We start from the raw sequence: 13,557 nt of genomic DNA on the forward strand, positions 1-13,557 counted from the left end.
ATGGTTTTCAGAGGTTCTTTAAAATCAATGTTTTGCAAATAATAAATTTAATGGCACAGTATTTACCTATTGATTATCAGTAAATTATTTAAAAAAATGGACACGGTAATTCCTCGTAAAAATAGAAAATTTAGAAACTTCACAATAGTAATTGGTGTTTTTTTAGCTTTGGCTGTAATTGTATTTTTTTCATTTAGCACAAAAAAAACTCTTAATGTAAAAGCTCAGGAATTGACTGTTCAAAAAGTGGAAAAAGCTTTTTTTGAAGATTTTGTAGTCTTTCAGGCGAAAGTAGAGCCTTTGAATGTAATGTTGGTAAATGTAACAGAAGGAGGGTCGGTAAAAGAAATTTTTGTCGAAAACGGCGCAACTGTTACCAAAGGTCAATCGCTGGCACGTTTGTACAACCCAAATACAGAACTTAATTATCTGACACAGGAAACGGCAATTATTGAACAAATTAATAATCTGAATACGGGAAAATTAAACATCAGAAATCAGGAACTAAACCTGACTAAGGATTTTGTGTTGATTGAACATGATTATAACGATGCCAAACGCTTGTATGATATGAATTCGAAATTGTATGCCAAAGATGTGATTTCAAAAAATGACTGGAATACTTTTAAGGAAAGCCTGCGTTTTCAGGAAGAGCGAAAAAGAACAATTCAGCAAAGCATTCAAAAAGAAAAACAAAGTAATCAGGTTCAGATTTCGCAGATTAACCGCTCTATAGAAACCATGGAAAAAAGTTTGGATATTCTTCGAAATAATAAAAAGAATTTCCTGATTACTGCTCCTGAATCGGGAAGATTAACTTCTTTTGAGCCTGTTTTGGGCAAAACATTTCAGGCTGGTGAAAGTATCGGAAAAATAGATGCTAAAAAAGGGTACAAACTCATTGCAGACGTAGATGAATTTTATCTTGAGAAAATCAGAGAAGGATTAAAAGGTCAGGTAGAATTTAAGGGCAGTATTCTTGAAGTTTTGGTAACCAAAGTAATTCCGGAAGTTAAAAGCGGGCATTTTACAGTAGAATTAGCTTTTACGTCTAAAGAAAAAATCATTTTACAGGACGGACTTAGTTTTGGTGTAAAACTGATTTTATCGGAGAAAAATAAAACTTTGGTAGTATCAAAAGGAAGCTTTAATCAGGAAACGGCAGGAAAATGGATTTTTGTCGTAAAAGGAAATAAAGCCGAAAGAAGAAACATAAAGCTGGGACGAGAAAACCCGTCTTATTATGAAGTTCTGCAAGGTCTAAAAGAGGGAGAATCTGTAATCACTTCATCTTATACCGACTATAAAGATATTGAAGAGCTGTCGATTAGTAATTCGCAGTAATTAAATTAGTTCTCCTGCAAGGTTTTCAAAAACTTGTAGGTATAAAAATAACGTCAAAACAGACTTACAAGGTTTTAAAAACTTTGCAGGACAAAATAATTAAAATTTCAATCATCAATCAAAAAACAATAACATTAAAACCTTAAAGAATATGATAACCATTCAAAATTTAACCAAAGTTTTTAGAACCGAAGAAGTAGAAACATCAGCTTTAAGCGGGATTTCTTTAGAGATTAAAAAAGGAGATTTCTTAACCATTATGGGGCCTTCGGGCTGCGGAAAATCAACTTTGCTTAACATAATCGGATTGCTGGACAGCGCAACAAACGGAAGTTATAAATTACTGGATCAGGAAATGATAGGCCTTAAGGAAAAAGGAAGATCAAAAGTCCGTAAAGAAAACATTGGGTTTATTTTTCAAAATTTTAACCTTATTGATGAACTTTCGGTTTATGACAATATCGAGCTGCCTTTACTTTACAACAATGTAAAAGCATCAGACAGAAAACAAAAAATCGAGGCGATTGCCGAAAAACTAAATATTTCCCATCGTCTAAAACATTTTCCGCAACAGCTTTCAGGAGGTCAGCAGCAAAGAGTTGCCGTTGCGAGAGCGTTGGTAAACGATCCTAAAATTATCCTTGCCGATGAGCCAACCGGAAATCTGGACAGTAAAAATGGTAATGAAGTAATGGAGCTTCTAACCGATCTGCACGCAAAAGGTGCTACAATCCTGATGGTTACCCATTCTGATTATGATGCTTCTTTTTCGCAGAAAACAATTTATATGAAAGACGGGGTTATATTTTCTGAAAAACTGAATCAGAGAAATGTTGATGTTTTTATGGACGCTAAATAAAATTAAAATGATCAAATTTATTGTAACAGCAATCTTAATCCTGGTGGGGTTTGTTTGCAAAATGATGACTTTAGAAAATAAAAATACGGTTTCGGTTTCGACGCTGACCGAATTAATTTTAAAAAAATAAACGATGATTTCTAACTGGTTTAAAATATTTATTTATCATTTAAAACAAAATAAACTGTTTTCGTTTTTAAATGTTTTAGGACTAAGCATCGGGATTGCCGGAGTGATTTTTGCCATTTTATATTGGAACAATGAAAATGCCTACGATCAATGGAATCCTGAAAAAGAGAATGTATATCAAGTTCTTAATGTTATAGGCGGAACCGGAGATACGTGGGCAACAAGTTCTATCCCTTTTGGCAATACCTGTAAAGCAACAATTCCTGAAATTGAGCAGATTTGCTTTATGAATCTTTGGTATAATGAATCTGTAATTAAATATCAAAATAAAAAATTGATAGATAAAAAGATAACGGTATCTGATAATAACTTTTTTGATTTTTTTCCATTTCCGATAATAAAAGGTTCTAAAAAAGATATTCTCAAAGAGAAAAATAGCGTTGCCATGTCAGAAGAGCAGGCAAAATTACTCTTTAACGATGAAGATCCTATTGGAAAAACGATAACCTATGAAAATAAATCTTATACTGTAAAAGGGGTGTACCGTCTTGTAAAACCATCTTCTTTTGAACCTAATTATGTTTTTGGGGGAGTTGTTCGCGAACAGGACCTTAACCAATGGGGGAACTTTAATTATGGTTTTATGATTAAAGTCAAAAAGAACAGTGACGTTGCTGTAGTTTTGAAGAAAATGCATCACGTAAATTATGTAAACAGAACTTTAAAAGATGCTAAAGAAAGTGGTCAGACACCAGAACAATATATCAAAGAAAATGGTGAAATTAAAATTATCTTTGATCAGCTGAAAACGCTACGCCTTCATGGTACAAAAGCTTCCGGACAATCGTCTCCTGAAGGCAAAGGAAACTTACAGCTTCTTTATATCATGGCAGGATTATCTGTTTTAATTCTTGTTTTATCATTGGTAAACTATATTAATTTGGCGACGGCTTCGGCCATAAAACGTGCTAAAGAAGTAGGTGTCCGTAAGATTGTAGGTGCTTCAAAAAAACAGATTATCAATCAGTTTATTTTTGAAACGGCCATTGTTGTAACCTTGGCTATTGTTTTTGCTTTGGCCATTGTAGAGCTTTCATTGCCTCATTATAATGACTTCTTAAAGAAAAATCTGACTTTGAATGGCGGCGAATTTTACCTGCAGCTTATTTTTATATTTGGATTAGTAATCATTCTTGCGGGTATTTTCCCGGCCATTTATATTTCAAATTTTGAAACTTTAAAAGTTCTAAAAGGTAATTTTTCCCGAAGTAAAAGCGGAATCTGGATTCGAAACTCGATGTTGATTTTTCAGTTTGGTATTGCCGCTTTCTTTATCATAGGGGCTTTGATTGTCAACAATCAGGTTAATTATATGATGAATAAGGATCTTGGTTTTAGTGGCGATCAGGTTATCAGAATTCCTTTTAATTATCAGGATTACAAAACAAAAGGGCAAAAATACTACACTACAAAACAAGAAATCCTTAAGATATCGGGGGTACAGGATGCTTCTACTTTTGCCGGTACTTTTGGAAACAGTACAAACTCCAGCTCTGGTTTAACACATAATGGTGTTTTTGTACAGCCGCGAAATGTTGAAATGGATTTTGGTTTTTTAGAAATGATGAAAATTAAGATTGTCGAAGGTCGAAATTTGTCACCAAAATTTGCTTCGGACACTATTGACAACTGGCTAATTAATGAGACTCTGGCTAAAAAATTAGGATTGAAAAATCCGATTAATACTATAATAAGTTCTGGCTGGGGAAATGAAAAAGGCAATTTAAAATTCAAGGTTGTCGGAATTGTAAAGGATTTTCACATTACAGGATTTCAAAATAAAGTACCTCCAATGGTTTTTATTAATATGAAAACTTTAAAATGGAATAATTTTCAGGATCTTTATGTAAAAGTTTCTGCGGATAATTTAAGCGAAACTTTGGCCAAACTAAAAACATATTGGGAGAAAAACGTAAATCCCGATTATCCTTTTGATTATGAATTTGTAAATAAAGGATTTGCCAAAACGTATCAGGAACAAGTAAAACAAAAAGATTTGTTTTTTATTTTGAATCTGGTTGTAATCATTATTGCCATTTTTGGATTGTTTGCTTTGGCTTCTTTTTCGATGGAAAGACGATTGAAAGAAATCGCAATCAGAAAAACTTTGGGAGCAGAAACAGACGCATTGCTAAAAGAATTATCAAAACAATATATTATTTTCTGCCTGATTGGTTTTGCGATTGGAGTTGTTCCGGCGTATATCTTATTGCAGAAATGGCTGGAGAATTTTGCCTTCAGAATTGGAGTTTCGGTAGTTCCGTTTACTATTGCGCTTATTTCATTATTGGTTCTGACCCTATTAATTGTTTCGGCAAAAGCCTATCAGGTAACTAAAATAGATATTCTCAAATATTTAAAATATGAATAACTTGTAGACCATTTTTTTAGAAACCGTCAGCTTTATAAAGCTGACGGTTTTTTTATTTTCAATCCATTCAGATTTCATAGTAACAGAATCAGAGGTAAAGTAATTTATCAAGGCTTTCGTCTCTTTTGTAACATCCGAAAAAACTCATCTCTCCATCATCATACTAAAGATTATTCATAGTCTGCAAATAGCAGACCGTAATTGTTATTAAAATTCATGTGTTTTTTAAATTAAAAAGTTGATTGATTTCTGAAAAGAAAACACACCTAAAAAATTTCAGTATCATTTTGAATAATCTCTATATCGACAAATCCAATCTAAAAAGGTCATAATCCGAACATAATCTGTTATCTTTGCAGTCTGAAATCAGTTTAAATAAAAACAGTTTTTTAAATTAATTTCTTTCATATAGAAATACTACGTTAAAAATGAAATTAGACAGAAAAGAAATTCTTAAGGCTCTGGAAACAATCACTATAGCCGGAGAAGGAAAAAATATGGTTGAAAGTGGTGCTGTTGCCAATGTATTAACTTTTGGAGATGAAGTAGTGGTAGATTTAGTACTTCACACGCCAGCTATGCACATTAAAAAAAGAGCCGAAGACGATATCAAAAAAACAATTCATGAATTGGTATCACCTGAAGCAAAAATCAAAGTAAATATTAAAGTTGAAACTCCTGAAAAAAACGAAATTAAAGGCCGTGCAATTCCGGGAATCAAAAATATAATCGCCGTTGCTTCTGGTAAAGGGGGTGTTGGAAAATCTACTGTTACAGCAAATTTGGCTGTTACACTGGCAAAAATGGGATTTTCTGTTGGAGTTCTTGATGCTGATATTTATGGCCCTTCTATGCCAATTATGTTTGATGTAGAAAATGAAAAGCCAGTTTCGATTACTGTTGATGGAAAATCAAAAATGAAGCCTATCGAAAGTTATGAAATCAAAATACTTTCTATCGGATTTTTTACCGCTCCAAGTCAGGCAGTAATATGGAGAGGCCCAATGGCTGCAAAAGCATTAAACCAAATGATTTTTGATGCAGATTGGGGAGAACTTGATTTTATGTTAATCGACTTACCTCCTGGAACAGGTGATATTCACCTTTCTATTATGCAATCACTGCCAATTACAGGAGCTGTAGTGGTTAGTACACCGCAAGCAGTAGCCCTTGCTGATGCTAAAAAAGGAGTAGCCATGTTTATGCAGGACAATATCAATGTTCCTGTTTTGGGAATTATAGAAAATATGGCTTACTTTACACCAGAAGAATTGCCTGATAATAAATATTATATCTTTGGACAGGAAGGTGCCAAAAACCTGGCAGAAGACTTAAATGTTCCTTTTTTAGGAGAAGTACCACTTGTACAATCTATACGTGAAGCAGGAGATTATGGTCGTCCGGCAGCTTTGCAGACAGCATCTGTAATTGAGACTGTTTTTGAAGAAATCACCAGAAATGTTGTGCAGGAAACAGTAAACAGAAATGATAGTTTACCTGCTACCGAAGCCATTAAAATTACAACAATGGCAGGTTGTTCTGCAGTAAAAAAGAATTAGATAATTTAAATAATGAGACAATAAGATAATGATTCAGGATAATTTTAAAAATTATCTTATTGACACATTATCTTATTGGCACATTGTTTAATTGACACATAAAAATTATGACAACAGAAGAATTAACAAGCAACGTATTATTGGCTCTGGATGAGATCAGGCCATTTTTAAATTCTGATGGAGGAGATATTACACTTATTTCTATCGATGATGACAAACATGTCAAAGTTCGTTTAGAAGGAGCATGCATTAGCTGTAGTGTAAATCAGATGACTCTAAAAGCAGGCGTTGAAACGACAATAAAAAAATATGCTCCGCAAATTGAAACTGTGGTGAATATAATGTAATCTGAGAAAAAATTGTAGATTTTACCCTGGCCTCAATTAATAGGAATAATAGGCCTTAAGGCTTTTTGTTTTGGAAAAATTCAAAAATTATTTATAAAAAAGCTTATAATTGCGATTTTAACAAAAAATAATACAAAGATTTAAGAGTTTTTGTTGATGGATTGACACTTATTTAACTTAAATTTGTGACCAAACCCCTTAATCTTAAAAACTTATGAAAAACTTTTACACTTTATTTTTATTATTATTTTTTGCTGCAGTAAATGCACAAGGACCTAAAACTGTGATAGTAGACAAAGCCTGGCTGAATGAATCTGAAGAATGGTCAGATTTTACATATGCTGGTCAAATTGTATTTTCTACAAATCCAAATGCAGAAGAAGGGACTTTAAGAATCGGTAATTACGATTTTTTATATGATTTTTGTGAAGGAAAAGCCAAATTTGCCAATAAAGCAACTTACAGTGCTGCAGAATTTTCTCACCCGAGAAAGTTATCTGTAACAACAGACAAACAAGGTGTTGTAAATACTACTTACGAAGGTACGTTGGTATTTCAGGCCGATAAAGATTATTATTCTGTAATTGCAGTAGTGACCTTATTAGAAAAAAGTGGTAGCATCCTTGGTGTAAAAATGCATTTAAAAGACAATAACAGAAGAGAATATGCTTTTAGCTTAAAACCTAATAGTTAAATAAAATTATGAGGGTTTGATCACGTTTTCAGATCCTGGAAAATTCCAACTAATAAAAATGGATGTATTAATAAAGATTAAAGATCGAGAAGGAGTTATACACGAATTACAGGCTCCAACTGATATGGCAATGAATATAATGGAGTTATGCAAAGCATACGAACTTCCTGTTGAAGGAACCTGTGGCGGAATGGCCATGTGTGCTTCCTGCCAGTGTTACGTTCTCAATGATGTTGCATTACCGGAAATGGGAGATGAAGAAGAAGCCATGCTGTCGGAAGCATTTTATGTTAAATCTAATAGCCGTTTGGGCTGTCAGATTCCAATCACTACCGAACTAGAAGGATTAGAATTAGAATTGGCACCTGAATATTAAATAAAATACAAAAAGCGAGAATTAAGAATTCTCGCTTTTTGTATACTACTATGCCAAAATTATAAACTGTATCGGTTTTAATCACTATTCTTCTTTTAGCAATCTCCAATCATTACTCTAGTATTTTTTTAGTCTCATAATCTGATCTTTTATTTCAAAATCTAATATTCTTTTATTTCGATTTTCGATAAATTACAAATGCTTAAGTATAACATTTGTTCAGAAGCAATTTTTTCGCAATTACCACTTACAAATCACTTTATACTTTTATCCCGAGTAAAATTCGTTATTTCCTGTAATTTCACTAAGAATCAGAAAGTTTACGATGTCTTATACTAACATTCTTAAAACTTTTATTGGCCTTATTAAAAAGGGCATCAAAATAGTTTTGTGAAAATTTAATTTTTTGAATGTTAAAATATTTTCTATCGTATTTAATAATTAATATCTAAGTAAATGAACAAACTTTTAAATTACATGAGTATTACACTGGTTGCTTTCACATTATTCTCATGTAATAAAAATGAGTGGACACCAGAAAAAGAAGCCGATTTTAAGAAACAGTTTACAGAAACTGCAAAAACTAAAGGAAAGGGCATGTTTTCGGATGAACAAGCAGCTTATATTGCAAATTGTGTTTTTGATAAAATTAAAAGCAATGATTTAAAACCGGATGATATTAAAAAACCTGGAGTCGTAATCTCTGTGAGACAAATGGGAACTGAATGCGCTCAAGAAGCACTTTTGAAATATAAATCTAAAACCCAAAATACCTGGAATCCCAAAAACGAAGAAGATTATAAAAACATTTTAAAAAAGAGCCTTCTTAGCACTGGTGCAAAAAGTAAAGACATTTCTTTTATTGCTGATTGTTTCATTTCAAAAATGAAAGAACAAAATTTAGACCCCGCAGATTTACAAGATCCAAAAAATGGTGATTTAGTACAGAAAATTGGAAAAACTTGTGGAGAAGAATTAATGAAAAAGAAATAAATTTAAAATTGGTCAAAGGATTTCTATTAAACATTTTCAAAATGAAAAAAAATCTAAAATACATATGTTTATTATTAACAATCACATTATTTTCATGTACAGATAAAAATAAATGGACAACTGAAACAGAAGCCGAATTTAAACTTGGCGCCAAAGAAGGAATGCTGAAAAAAGGAAAAGGAATGCTTTCAGAAGATCAGGTTGATTATATTGTAGATTGTTCTCTCCAAAAATTTAAAAAGCAAAATATCAAACCTTACGATACTAAAAATCCGGAAAATGAATCATTTGTAAAACAAGCGGCTAAAGAATGCGCGCAGGAATGGCTTACTAATAATCAGGACAAAATAGGAACATCGATTTTATCAGAATAAATTAAGGAAAAATTACTTTTCAATATACTTTCATCAAAAAAACCGTAATTACATTACTGCAATTACGGTTTTCTCTTTATAACAATTTTCTTTAATCTCTCGTTATACCAAACCGGCTTGGATTAAATATTCAGCGATTTGAATTGTATTTGTAGCAGCCCCTTTTCTTAAATTATCAGCAACGATCCACATATTTAAGGTATTTTCCTGACTTTCGTCACGACGGATTCTTCCAACAAATACTTCATTTTTTCCTTCTGCATACAATGGCATCGGATATGTAAAGGTATCTAAATTGTCCTGTACCACTACTCCATCTGTATGGTGCAGAATTTCACGAACTTCATTGATATCAAAGTCATTTGTAAACTCAACGTTTACAGCTTCACTATGACCACCTACAACAGGCACGCGAACAGCTGTAGCCGTAACTCTGATGGTATTATCTCCAAGGATTTTTTGAGTTTCACGAACTAATTTCATCTCTTCTTTAGTATATCCGTTCTCCTCAAAACTATCGCAATGTGGAATTGCATTTCTGTGAATAGGATATTTGTAAGCCATCTCTCCCTGAATACCTGCGTACTCATTTTCTAATTGTTTAACCGCTTTTACACCAGTTCCTGTAATAGATTGGTAAGTAGAAACAATAATTCTTCTGATGTTGTATTTTTTATGTAATGGAGCCAAAGCCAATACCATCTGGATCGTAGAGCAGTTTGGGTTGGCAATAATTTTATCTTCTTTTGTTAAAACAGATGCATTGATTTCAGGAACAACCAACTTTTTTGTCGGATCCATTCTCCAGGCAGAAGAGTTATCAATAACTGTAGTTCCTGCAGCAGCAAATATTGGTGCCCATTCTAGTGAAGTATCACCTCCTGCAGAAAAAACAGCGATATCTGCTTTCATATCAACAGCGGTCTGCAAGCCAACAACTTTATATTTTGTTCCCTTGTATTCAATTTCTTTCCCTACTGATCTCTCCGAAGCAACAGGTATTAATTCTGTAACAGGAAAATTTCTTTCTGCTAAAACTTTAAGCATTACTTCGCCAACCATTCCGGTAGCACCTACAACCGCTATTCTCATTTTTATATTTTTAAATAATAATCAAATTTATACCGCAAAAATAAGTATAATAAAAGTGATAACAAGGCGCTTCACAAAAAATAACAAAATGTTACAAAACAAACAATTATTAAAAAAACCGCCTCTTTAGAAGGCGGTTAAGTTAGACTTAGTGCAGCGGTATTATATCTTATTGTTTGTTTTTCAACAAATCCCTAATTTGTGTAAGCAACTCTTCCTGTGTTGGTGCAGCAGGTTGATTTGGAGCTGGTTCTTCTTTCTTTTTAAGGCTGTTTAATGCTTTTATAATAAGGAATAATACAAACGCCACAATTATAAAATTGATTACTGCCGAAAGAAACAAACCATATTTTACACCTCCAAAAGCTGTTAAATCTTCTATTTTAGATAAATGAGCCGCATCAAGGGCAGGTTTTAATACTAAAGGTGTAATTACATCTTCAATAAAAGAATTTACAATTTTACCAAAAGCAGCTCCAATGATTACAGCAACGGCAAGATCAACAACGTTGCCTTTCATTGCAAATGCCTTAAATTCAGAAAAAAATCCCATAATGATGTTTTTTTTGTTAATAATGAATGTCAAAAATACTAAATTTCCTCAGAATTTTCTCTCCTATCTGAAAAATACTCTTTTTACGCGTTGCGAAATACTTGCCAGGATTTCATACGGAATTGTTTTTAAGGCGTCTGCAATTTCAGTTACAGTAGGATTTTCTCCAAAAATAACAACAGAATCTCCTTCCTTGCAATCAATTTCTGTTACGTTTACCATTAACATGTCCATACAAATACTGCCAACAATGGATGCCCTTTTATTTTTAATCAGAACATACCCCACTTCATTTCCCCATAATCTCGAAATTCCGTCTGCATAACCAATTGGTATTGTTGCAATTTTGGTTTGTTGGCCAGCCATAAAACGACGTCCATAGCCAACACTGTCACCCGCCGGAATAGTTCGGATCTGGGAAATAACAGATTTTAAAGTTCCGACATTCTCTAAATATTTTTGTTCGGCAGGATCATTTGAAACTCCGTAAAGCCCAATTCCTAAACGCACCATATTATATTGGGCATCAGGAAAATTACTAATTCCGGATGTATTGAGTATATGACGAATAGGATTTATCTCTAATTCGGTTATTAATTTTGAAGATAATTTTTCGAATAAGCGAATTTGCGAAAGCACAAACTCATAATGATTCATGTCATCGCTTGTAGCCAAATGAGATAATACGCTTTGTATGCGAACTGTTGTATTGCCTTTTAAGGCTGCAATCAATTCATCAATAGTATTTTCCTCAAAACCAAGTCGGTGCATTCCCGTATCTAATTTAATATGAACAGGAAAATCTTTTAAGTTCTTTTCACGTGCAATTTTCAGGAAGGCATTTAATCCTTTAATACTATAAATTTCCGGCTCTAACTGATATTGAATAATGGATGGAAAACTCGTAGATTCAGGATTCAAAACCATAATCGGCAATTTGATTCCGCCGTTTTTAAGTGAGATTCCTTCATCGGCAAAAGCCACACCCAAATAATCAACGTTATGATGTTCCAGTAATTTAGCTATTTCCAAGCCTCCGTTTCCATAACTAAAAGCTTTTACCATAACCATGATTTTGGTTTCGGGTTTTAGTTTGGATTTAAAGAAATTTAAATTGTGACTGATTGAATCGAGATTGATTTCGAGAATTGTTTCATGGGTTTTCTCTTCCATTAAAGTAACAATTTCTTCAAACTGAAAAGATCTTGCTCCTTTTATTAAAATGGTTTCATTAGCAAAATTCAGGCTGTCAAAATTAGCTATAAAATCGGCTGTGTTTTCAAACATAACAGCATTTGAAAATTTAATTTTAAAAGAAGAAATCGTGCTCCCAATCCCGATTACACGGTTTATATTATTATCCGTTATTAATTGTGCCACTTTAGAATACAGCTCCTCATTTGAAAATCCGCTTTGAAAAATATCCGATAAAATGACTGTTTTTGAAGCGTTCTTTTTTTGACTTTCGAGAAAATCTAAAGCAATTTTTAGCGATTGAAAATCAGAACTATAACTATCATCAATGATACTGCAATTGTTTATTCCGTTTTTGACTTCAAGACGCATTTCTACCGGATACAGCATCTGCATACGATTTTGAATTATAGCCGGGTCATATTTAAAACAAAGCAAAACCATTAAACAGGAAATAGCATTTTCAATAGATGCTGAGTCCTGAAAAGGAATTTCTAACTCAAAACTTTCGTTTTTATATTGATATTGAATACTTGTCTTTTCGTTTATATTTTCCTTTTTCAGAATAAAGACATCAGCTGTTTTATCTGTGAAACTCCATGAAAAAACAACTCTTTCTTTTACTTGGTTTTGGTCTAAAAAAGCACTTAGGCAAAAATCTACAATTTCATTTTTCTGATAAATTATAACTTTTGAATTTTTGAAAAGCTGTAGTTTTTCATTGATCTTTTGTTCTAAATTCAGAAAACCTTCATCGTGCGCAGAACCTATATTAGTAAGAACACCAATGTTGGGCTTAATAATTTTTTCAAGATTAGACATTTCGTTAACCGTCGAAATTCCGGCCTCAAAAATTCCTAAATTATGTTTTTCATTTATTGCGATAACAGACAGCGGAACTCCAACCTGAGAATTATAACTTTTTGGACTTCTGATAATATTATAATCCGGGCTCAACAAAAAGTTCAGCCATTCTTTTACTATCGTTTTACCGTTGCTTCCTGTCAATCCGATTACCGGAAAATCAAAAAGATTGCGATAATAAGCTGCAAATCCCTGCAATGCTTTGAGTGTATCTTCTACAACCAAAAAATTAGCTTTTTCTTTGTAATTATCCGGAATATATTGCACTACAAAATTCTGAACTCCTTTTTGAATAAGTTCAGAAATATATAAATGAGCATCATTATTTGCACCTGATAAGGCGAAAAATAAAGTTTGTGATCCGTTTTGCAGCGAACGGCTGTCGATGGAAACGTGATCAATAAAAATATCAGTATTTAAGCCAATCCATTCTGCATTAAGAACCGGGATAAGGCTTTTTAAATTTATGCTCATTGAAAATTCTTTTTGTCAAATTTAAAAAAAGGTTTGCCACGAATTACACGAAGGGTATCGAATTTATTTTGAAATAAAAAAAAGGTTTTTGCCACAAATTGCACCAATTTCCACAAATTATTCTACTTGCGGATTTTAAAATAATAATCACAGATTAGTAAAGCATTTAAATTCTTTTAATCTGTGGCAAAAAACTAATAATGCTTAACGAAAAACAATCAAATTAATAGAAAAAACCATTATTTTATTATATTTGTTCAATACCAAAAAACAA

At 32.7% G+C, this 13,557-nt stretch carries 13 protein-coding genes; 10 read left to right on the top strand and 3 right to left on the bottom strand.

What is annotated here, in order from left to right; translation table 11 throughout:
• Nucleotides 1-96 precede the first annotated feature (96 nt).
• From JOD96_RS19095 to JOD96_RS19135, 10 genes are all read left to right on the top strand, one after another.
• A complete protein-coding gene (locus JOD96_RS19095; RefSeq protein WP_209565820.1) occupies nucleotides 97-1,344 on the top strand; it encodes an efflux RND transporter periplasmic adaptor subunit in 1,248 nt (415 codons plus the stop codon).
• 151 nt (nucleotides 1,345-1,495) lie between these two features.
• Nucleotides 1,496-2,203, top strand: coding sequence for an ABC transporter ATP-binding protein (locus JOD96_RS19100; protein WP_209565821.1), 708 nt, complete (start codon nucleotides 1,496-1,498; stop codon nucleotides 2,201-2,203).
• A 7-nt stretch (nucleotides 2,204-2,210) separates the two neighbouring features.
• On the top strand, nucleotides 2,211-2,333 hold the full coding sequence (locus JOD96_RS22555; protein ID WP_262898527.1) for a hypothetical protein: 123 nt from the start codon (nucleotides 2,211-2,213) through the stop codon (nucleotides 2,331-2,333).
• A 3-nt stretch (nucleotides 2,334-2,336) separates the two neighbouring features.
• Nucleotides 2,337-4,763, top strand: coding sequence for an ABC transporter permease (locus JOD96_RS19105; protein ID WP_209565822.1), 2,427 nt, complete (start codon nucleotides 2,337-2,339; stop codon nucleotides 4,761-4,763).
• Nucleotides 4,764-5,191: 428 nt separating this feature from the next.
• On the top strand, nucleotides 5,192-6,322 hold the full coding sequence (locus JOD96_RS19110; RefSeq protein WP_209565823.1) for an Mrp/NBP35 family ATP-binding protein: 1,131 nt from the start codon (nucleotides 5,192-5,194) through the stop codon (nucleotides 6,320-6,322).
• Nucleotides 6,323-6,429: 107 nt separating this feature from the next.
• A complete protein-coding gene (locus tag JOD96_RS19115) occupies nucleotides 6,430-6,669 on the top strand; it encodes a NifU family protein (RefSeq protein WP_026982674.1) in 240 nt (79 codons plus the stop codon).
• Between the two features lie 214 nt (nucleotides 6,670-6,883).
• On the top strand, nucleotides 6,884-7,363 hold the full coding sequence (locus tag JOD96_RS19120) for a hypothetical protein (RefSeq protein WP_209565824.1): 480 nt from the start codon (nucleotides 6,884-6,886) through the stop codon (nucleotides 7,361-7,363).
• A 58-nt stretch (nucleotides 7,364-7,421) separates the two neighbouring features.
• On the top strand, nucleotides 7,422-7,739 hold the full coding sequence (locus JOD96_RS19125; protein ID WP_026982672.1) for a 2Fe-2S iron-sulfur cluster-binding protein: 318 nt from the start codon (nucleotides 7,422-7,424) through the stop codon (nucleotides 7,737-7,739).
• 456 nt (nucleotides 7,740-8,195) lie between these two features.
• Nucleotides 8,196-8,732, top strand: a complete 537-nt coding sequence (locus JOD96_RS19130; protein WP_209565825.1) for a hypothetical protein — start codon at nucleotides 8,196-8,198, stop codon at nucleotides 8,730-8,732.
• 41 nt (nucleotides 8,733-8,773) lie between these two features.
• Nucleotides 8,774-9,106: a hypothetical protein gene (locus JOD96_RS19135; protein ID WP_209565826.1), complete on the top strand. Its 333-nt coding sequence runs from the start codon at nucleotides 8,774-8,776 to the stop codon at nucleotides 9,104-9,106.
• Nucleotides 9,107-9,208: 102 nt separating this feature from the next.
• On the opposite strand, the gene JOD96_RS19140 is transcribed toward JOD96_RS19135, so the two are convergent.
• From JOD96_RS19140 to JOD96_RS19150, 3 genes are all read right to left on the bottom strand, one after another.
• On the bottom strand, nucleotides 9,209-10,198 hold the full coding sequence (locus JOD96_RS19140) for an aspartate-semialdehyde dehydrogenase (RefSeq protein ID WP_209565827.1): 990 nt from the start codon (nucleotides 10,196-10,198) through the stop codon (nucleotides 9,209-9,211).
• A 169-nt stretch (nucleotides 10,199-10,367) separates the two neighbouring features.
• A complete protein-coding gene (mscL, locus tag JOD96_RS19145; protein WP_209565828.1) occupies nucleotides 10,368-10,751 on the bottom strand; it encodes a large conductance mechanosensitive channel protein MscL in 384 nt (127 codons plus the stop codon).
• Between the two features lie 63 nt (nucleotides 10,752-10,814).
• Complete coding sequence (locus JOD96_RS19150) at nucleotides 10,815-13,283, bottom strand: bifunctional UDP-N-acetylmuramoyl-tripeptide:D-alanyl-D-alanine ligase/alanine racemase (protein ID WP_209565829.1); 2,469 nt, start codon at nucleotides 13,281-13,283, stop codon at nucleotides 10,815-10,817.
• Nucleotides 13,284-13,557 lie beyond the last annotated feature (274 nt).

It is taken from the genome of Flavobacterium sp. 1355 (genome assembly GCF_017833415.1).
GTDB lineage: Bacteria > Bacteroidota > Bacteroidia > Flavobacteriales > Flavobacteriaceae > Flavobacterium.

Bases quoted from the DNA above. Each gene is read 5' to 3' on its own strand.
- JOD96_RS19095 (WP_209565820.1), top strand. From the start codon at position 97: ATGGACACGGTAATTCCTCGTAAAAATAGAAAATTTAGAAACTTCACA.
- JOD96_RS19100 (WP_209565821.1), top strand. From the start codon at position 1,496: ATGATAACCATTCAAAATTTAACCAAAGTTTTTAGAACCGAAGAAGTA.
- JOD96_RS22555 (WP_262898527.1), top strand. From the start codon at position 2,211: ATGATCAAATTTATTGTAACAGCAATCTTAATCCTGGTGGGGTTTGTT.
- JOD96_RS19105 (WP_209565822.1), top strand. From the start codon at position 2,337: ATGATTTCTAACTGGTTTAAAATATTTATTTATCATTTAAAACAAAAT.
- JOD96_RS19110 (WP_209565823.1), top strand. From the start codon at position 5,192: ATGAAATTAGACAGAAAAGAAATTCTTAAGGCTCTGGAAACAATCACT.
- JOD96_RS19115 (WP_026982674.1), top strand. From the start codon at position 6,430: ATGACAACAGAAGAATTAACAAGCAACGTATTATTGGCTCTGGATGAG.
- JOD96_RS19120 (WP_209565824.1), top strand. From the start codon at position 6,884: ATGAAAAACTTTTACACTTTATTTTTATTATTATTTTTTGCTGCAGTA.
- JOD96_RS19125 (WP_026982672.1), top strand. From the start codon at position 7,422: ATGGATGTATTAATAAAGATTAAAGATCGAGAAGGAGTTATACACGAA.
- JOD96_RS19130 (WP_209565825.1), top strand. From the start codon at position 8,196: ATGAACAAACTTTTAAATTACATGAGTATTACACTGGTTGCTTTCACA.
- JOD96_RS19135 (WP_209565826.1), top strand. From the start codon at position 8,774: ATGAAAAAAAATCTAAAATACATATGTTTATTATTAACAATCACATTA.
- JOD96_RS19140 (WP_209565827.1), bottom strand. From the start codon at position 10,198: ATGAGAATAGCGGTTGTAGGTGCTACCGGAATGGTTGGCGAAGTAATG.
- mscL (WP_209565828.1), bottom strand. From the start codon at position 10,751: ATGGGATTTTTTTCTGAATTTAAGGCATTTGCAATGAAAGGCAACGTT.
- JOD96_RS19150 (WP_209565829.1), bottom strand. From the start codon at position 13,283: ATGAGCATAAATTTAAAAAGCCTTATCCCGGTTCTTAATGCAGAATGG.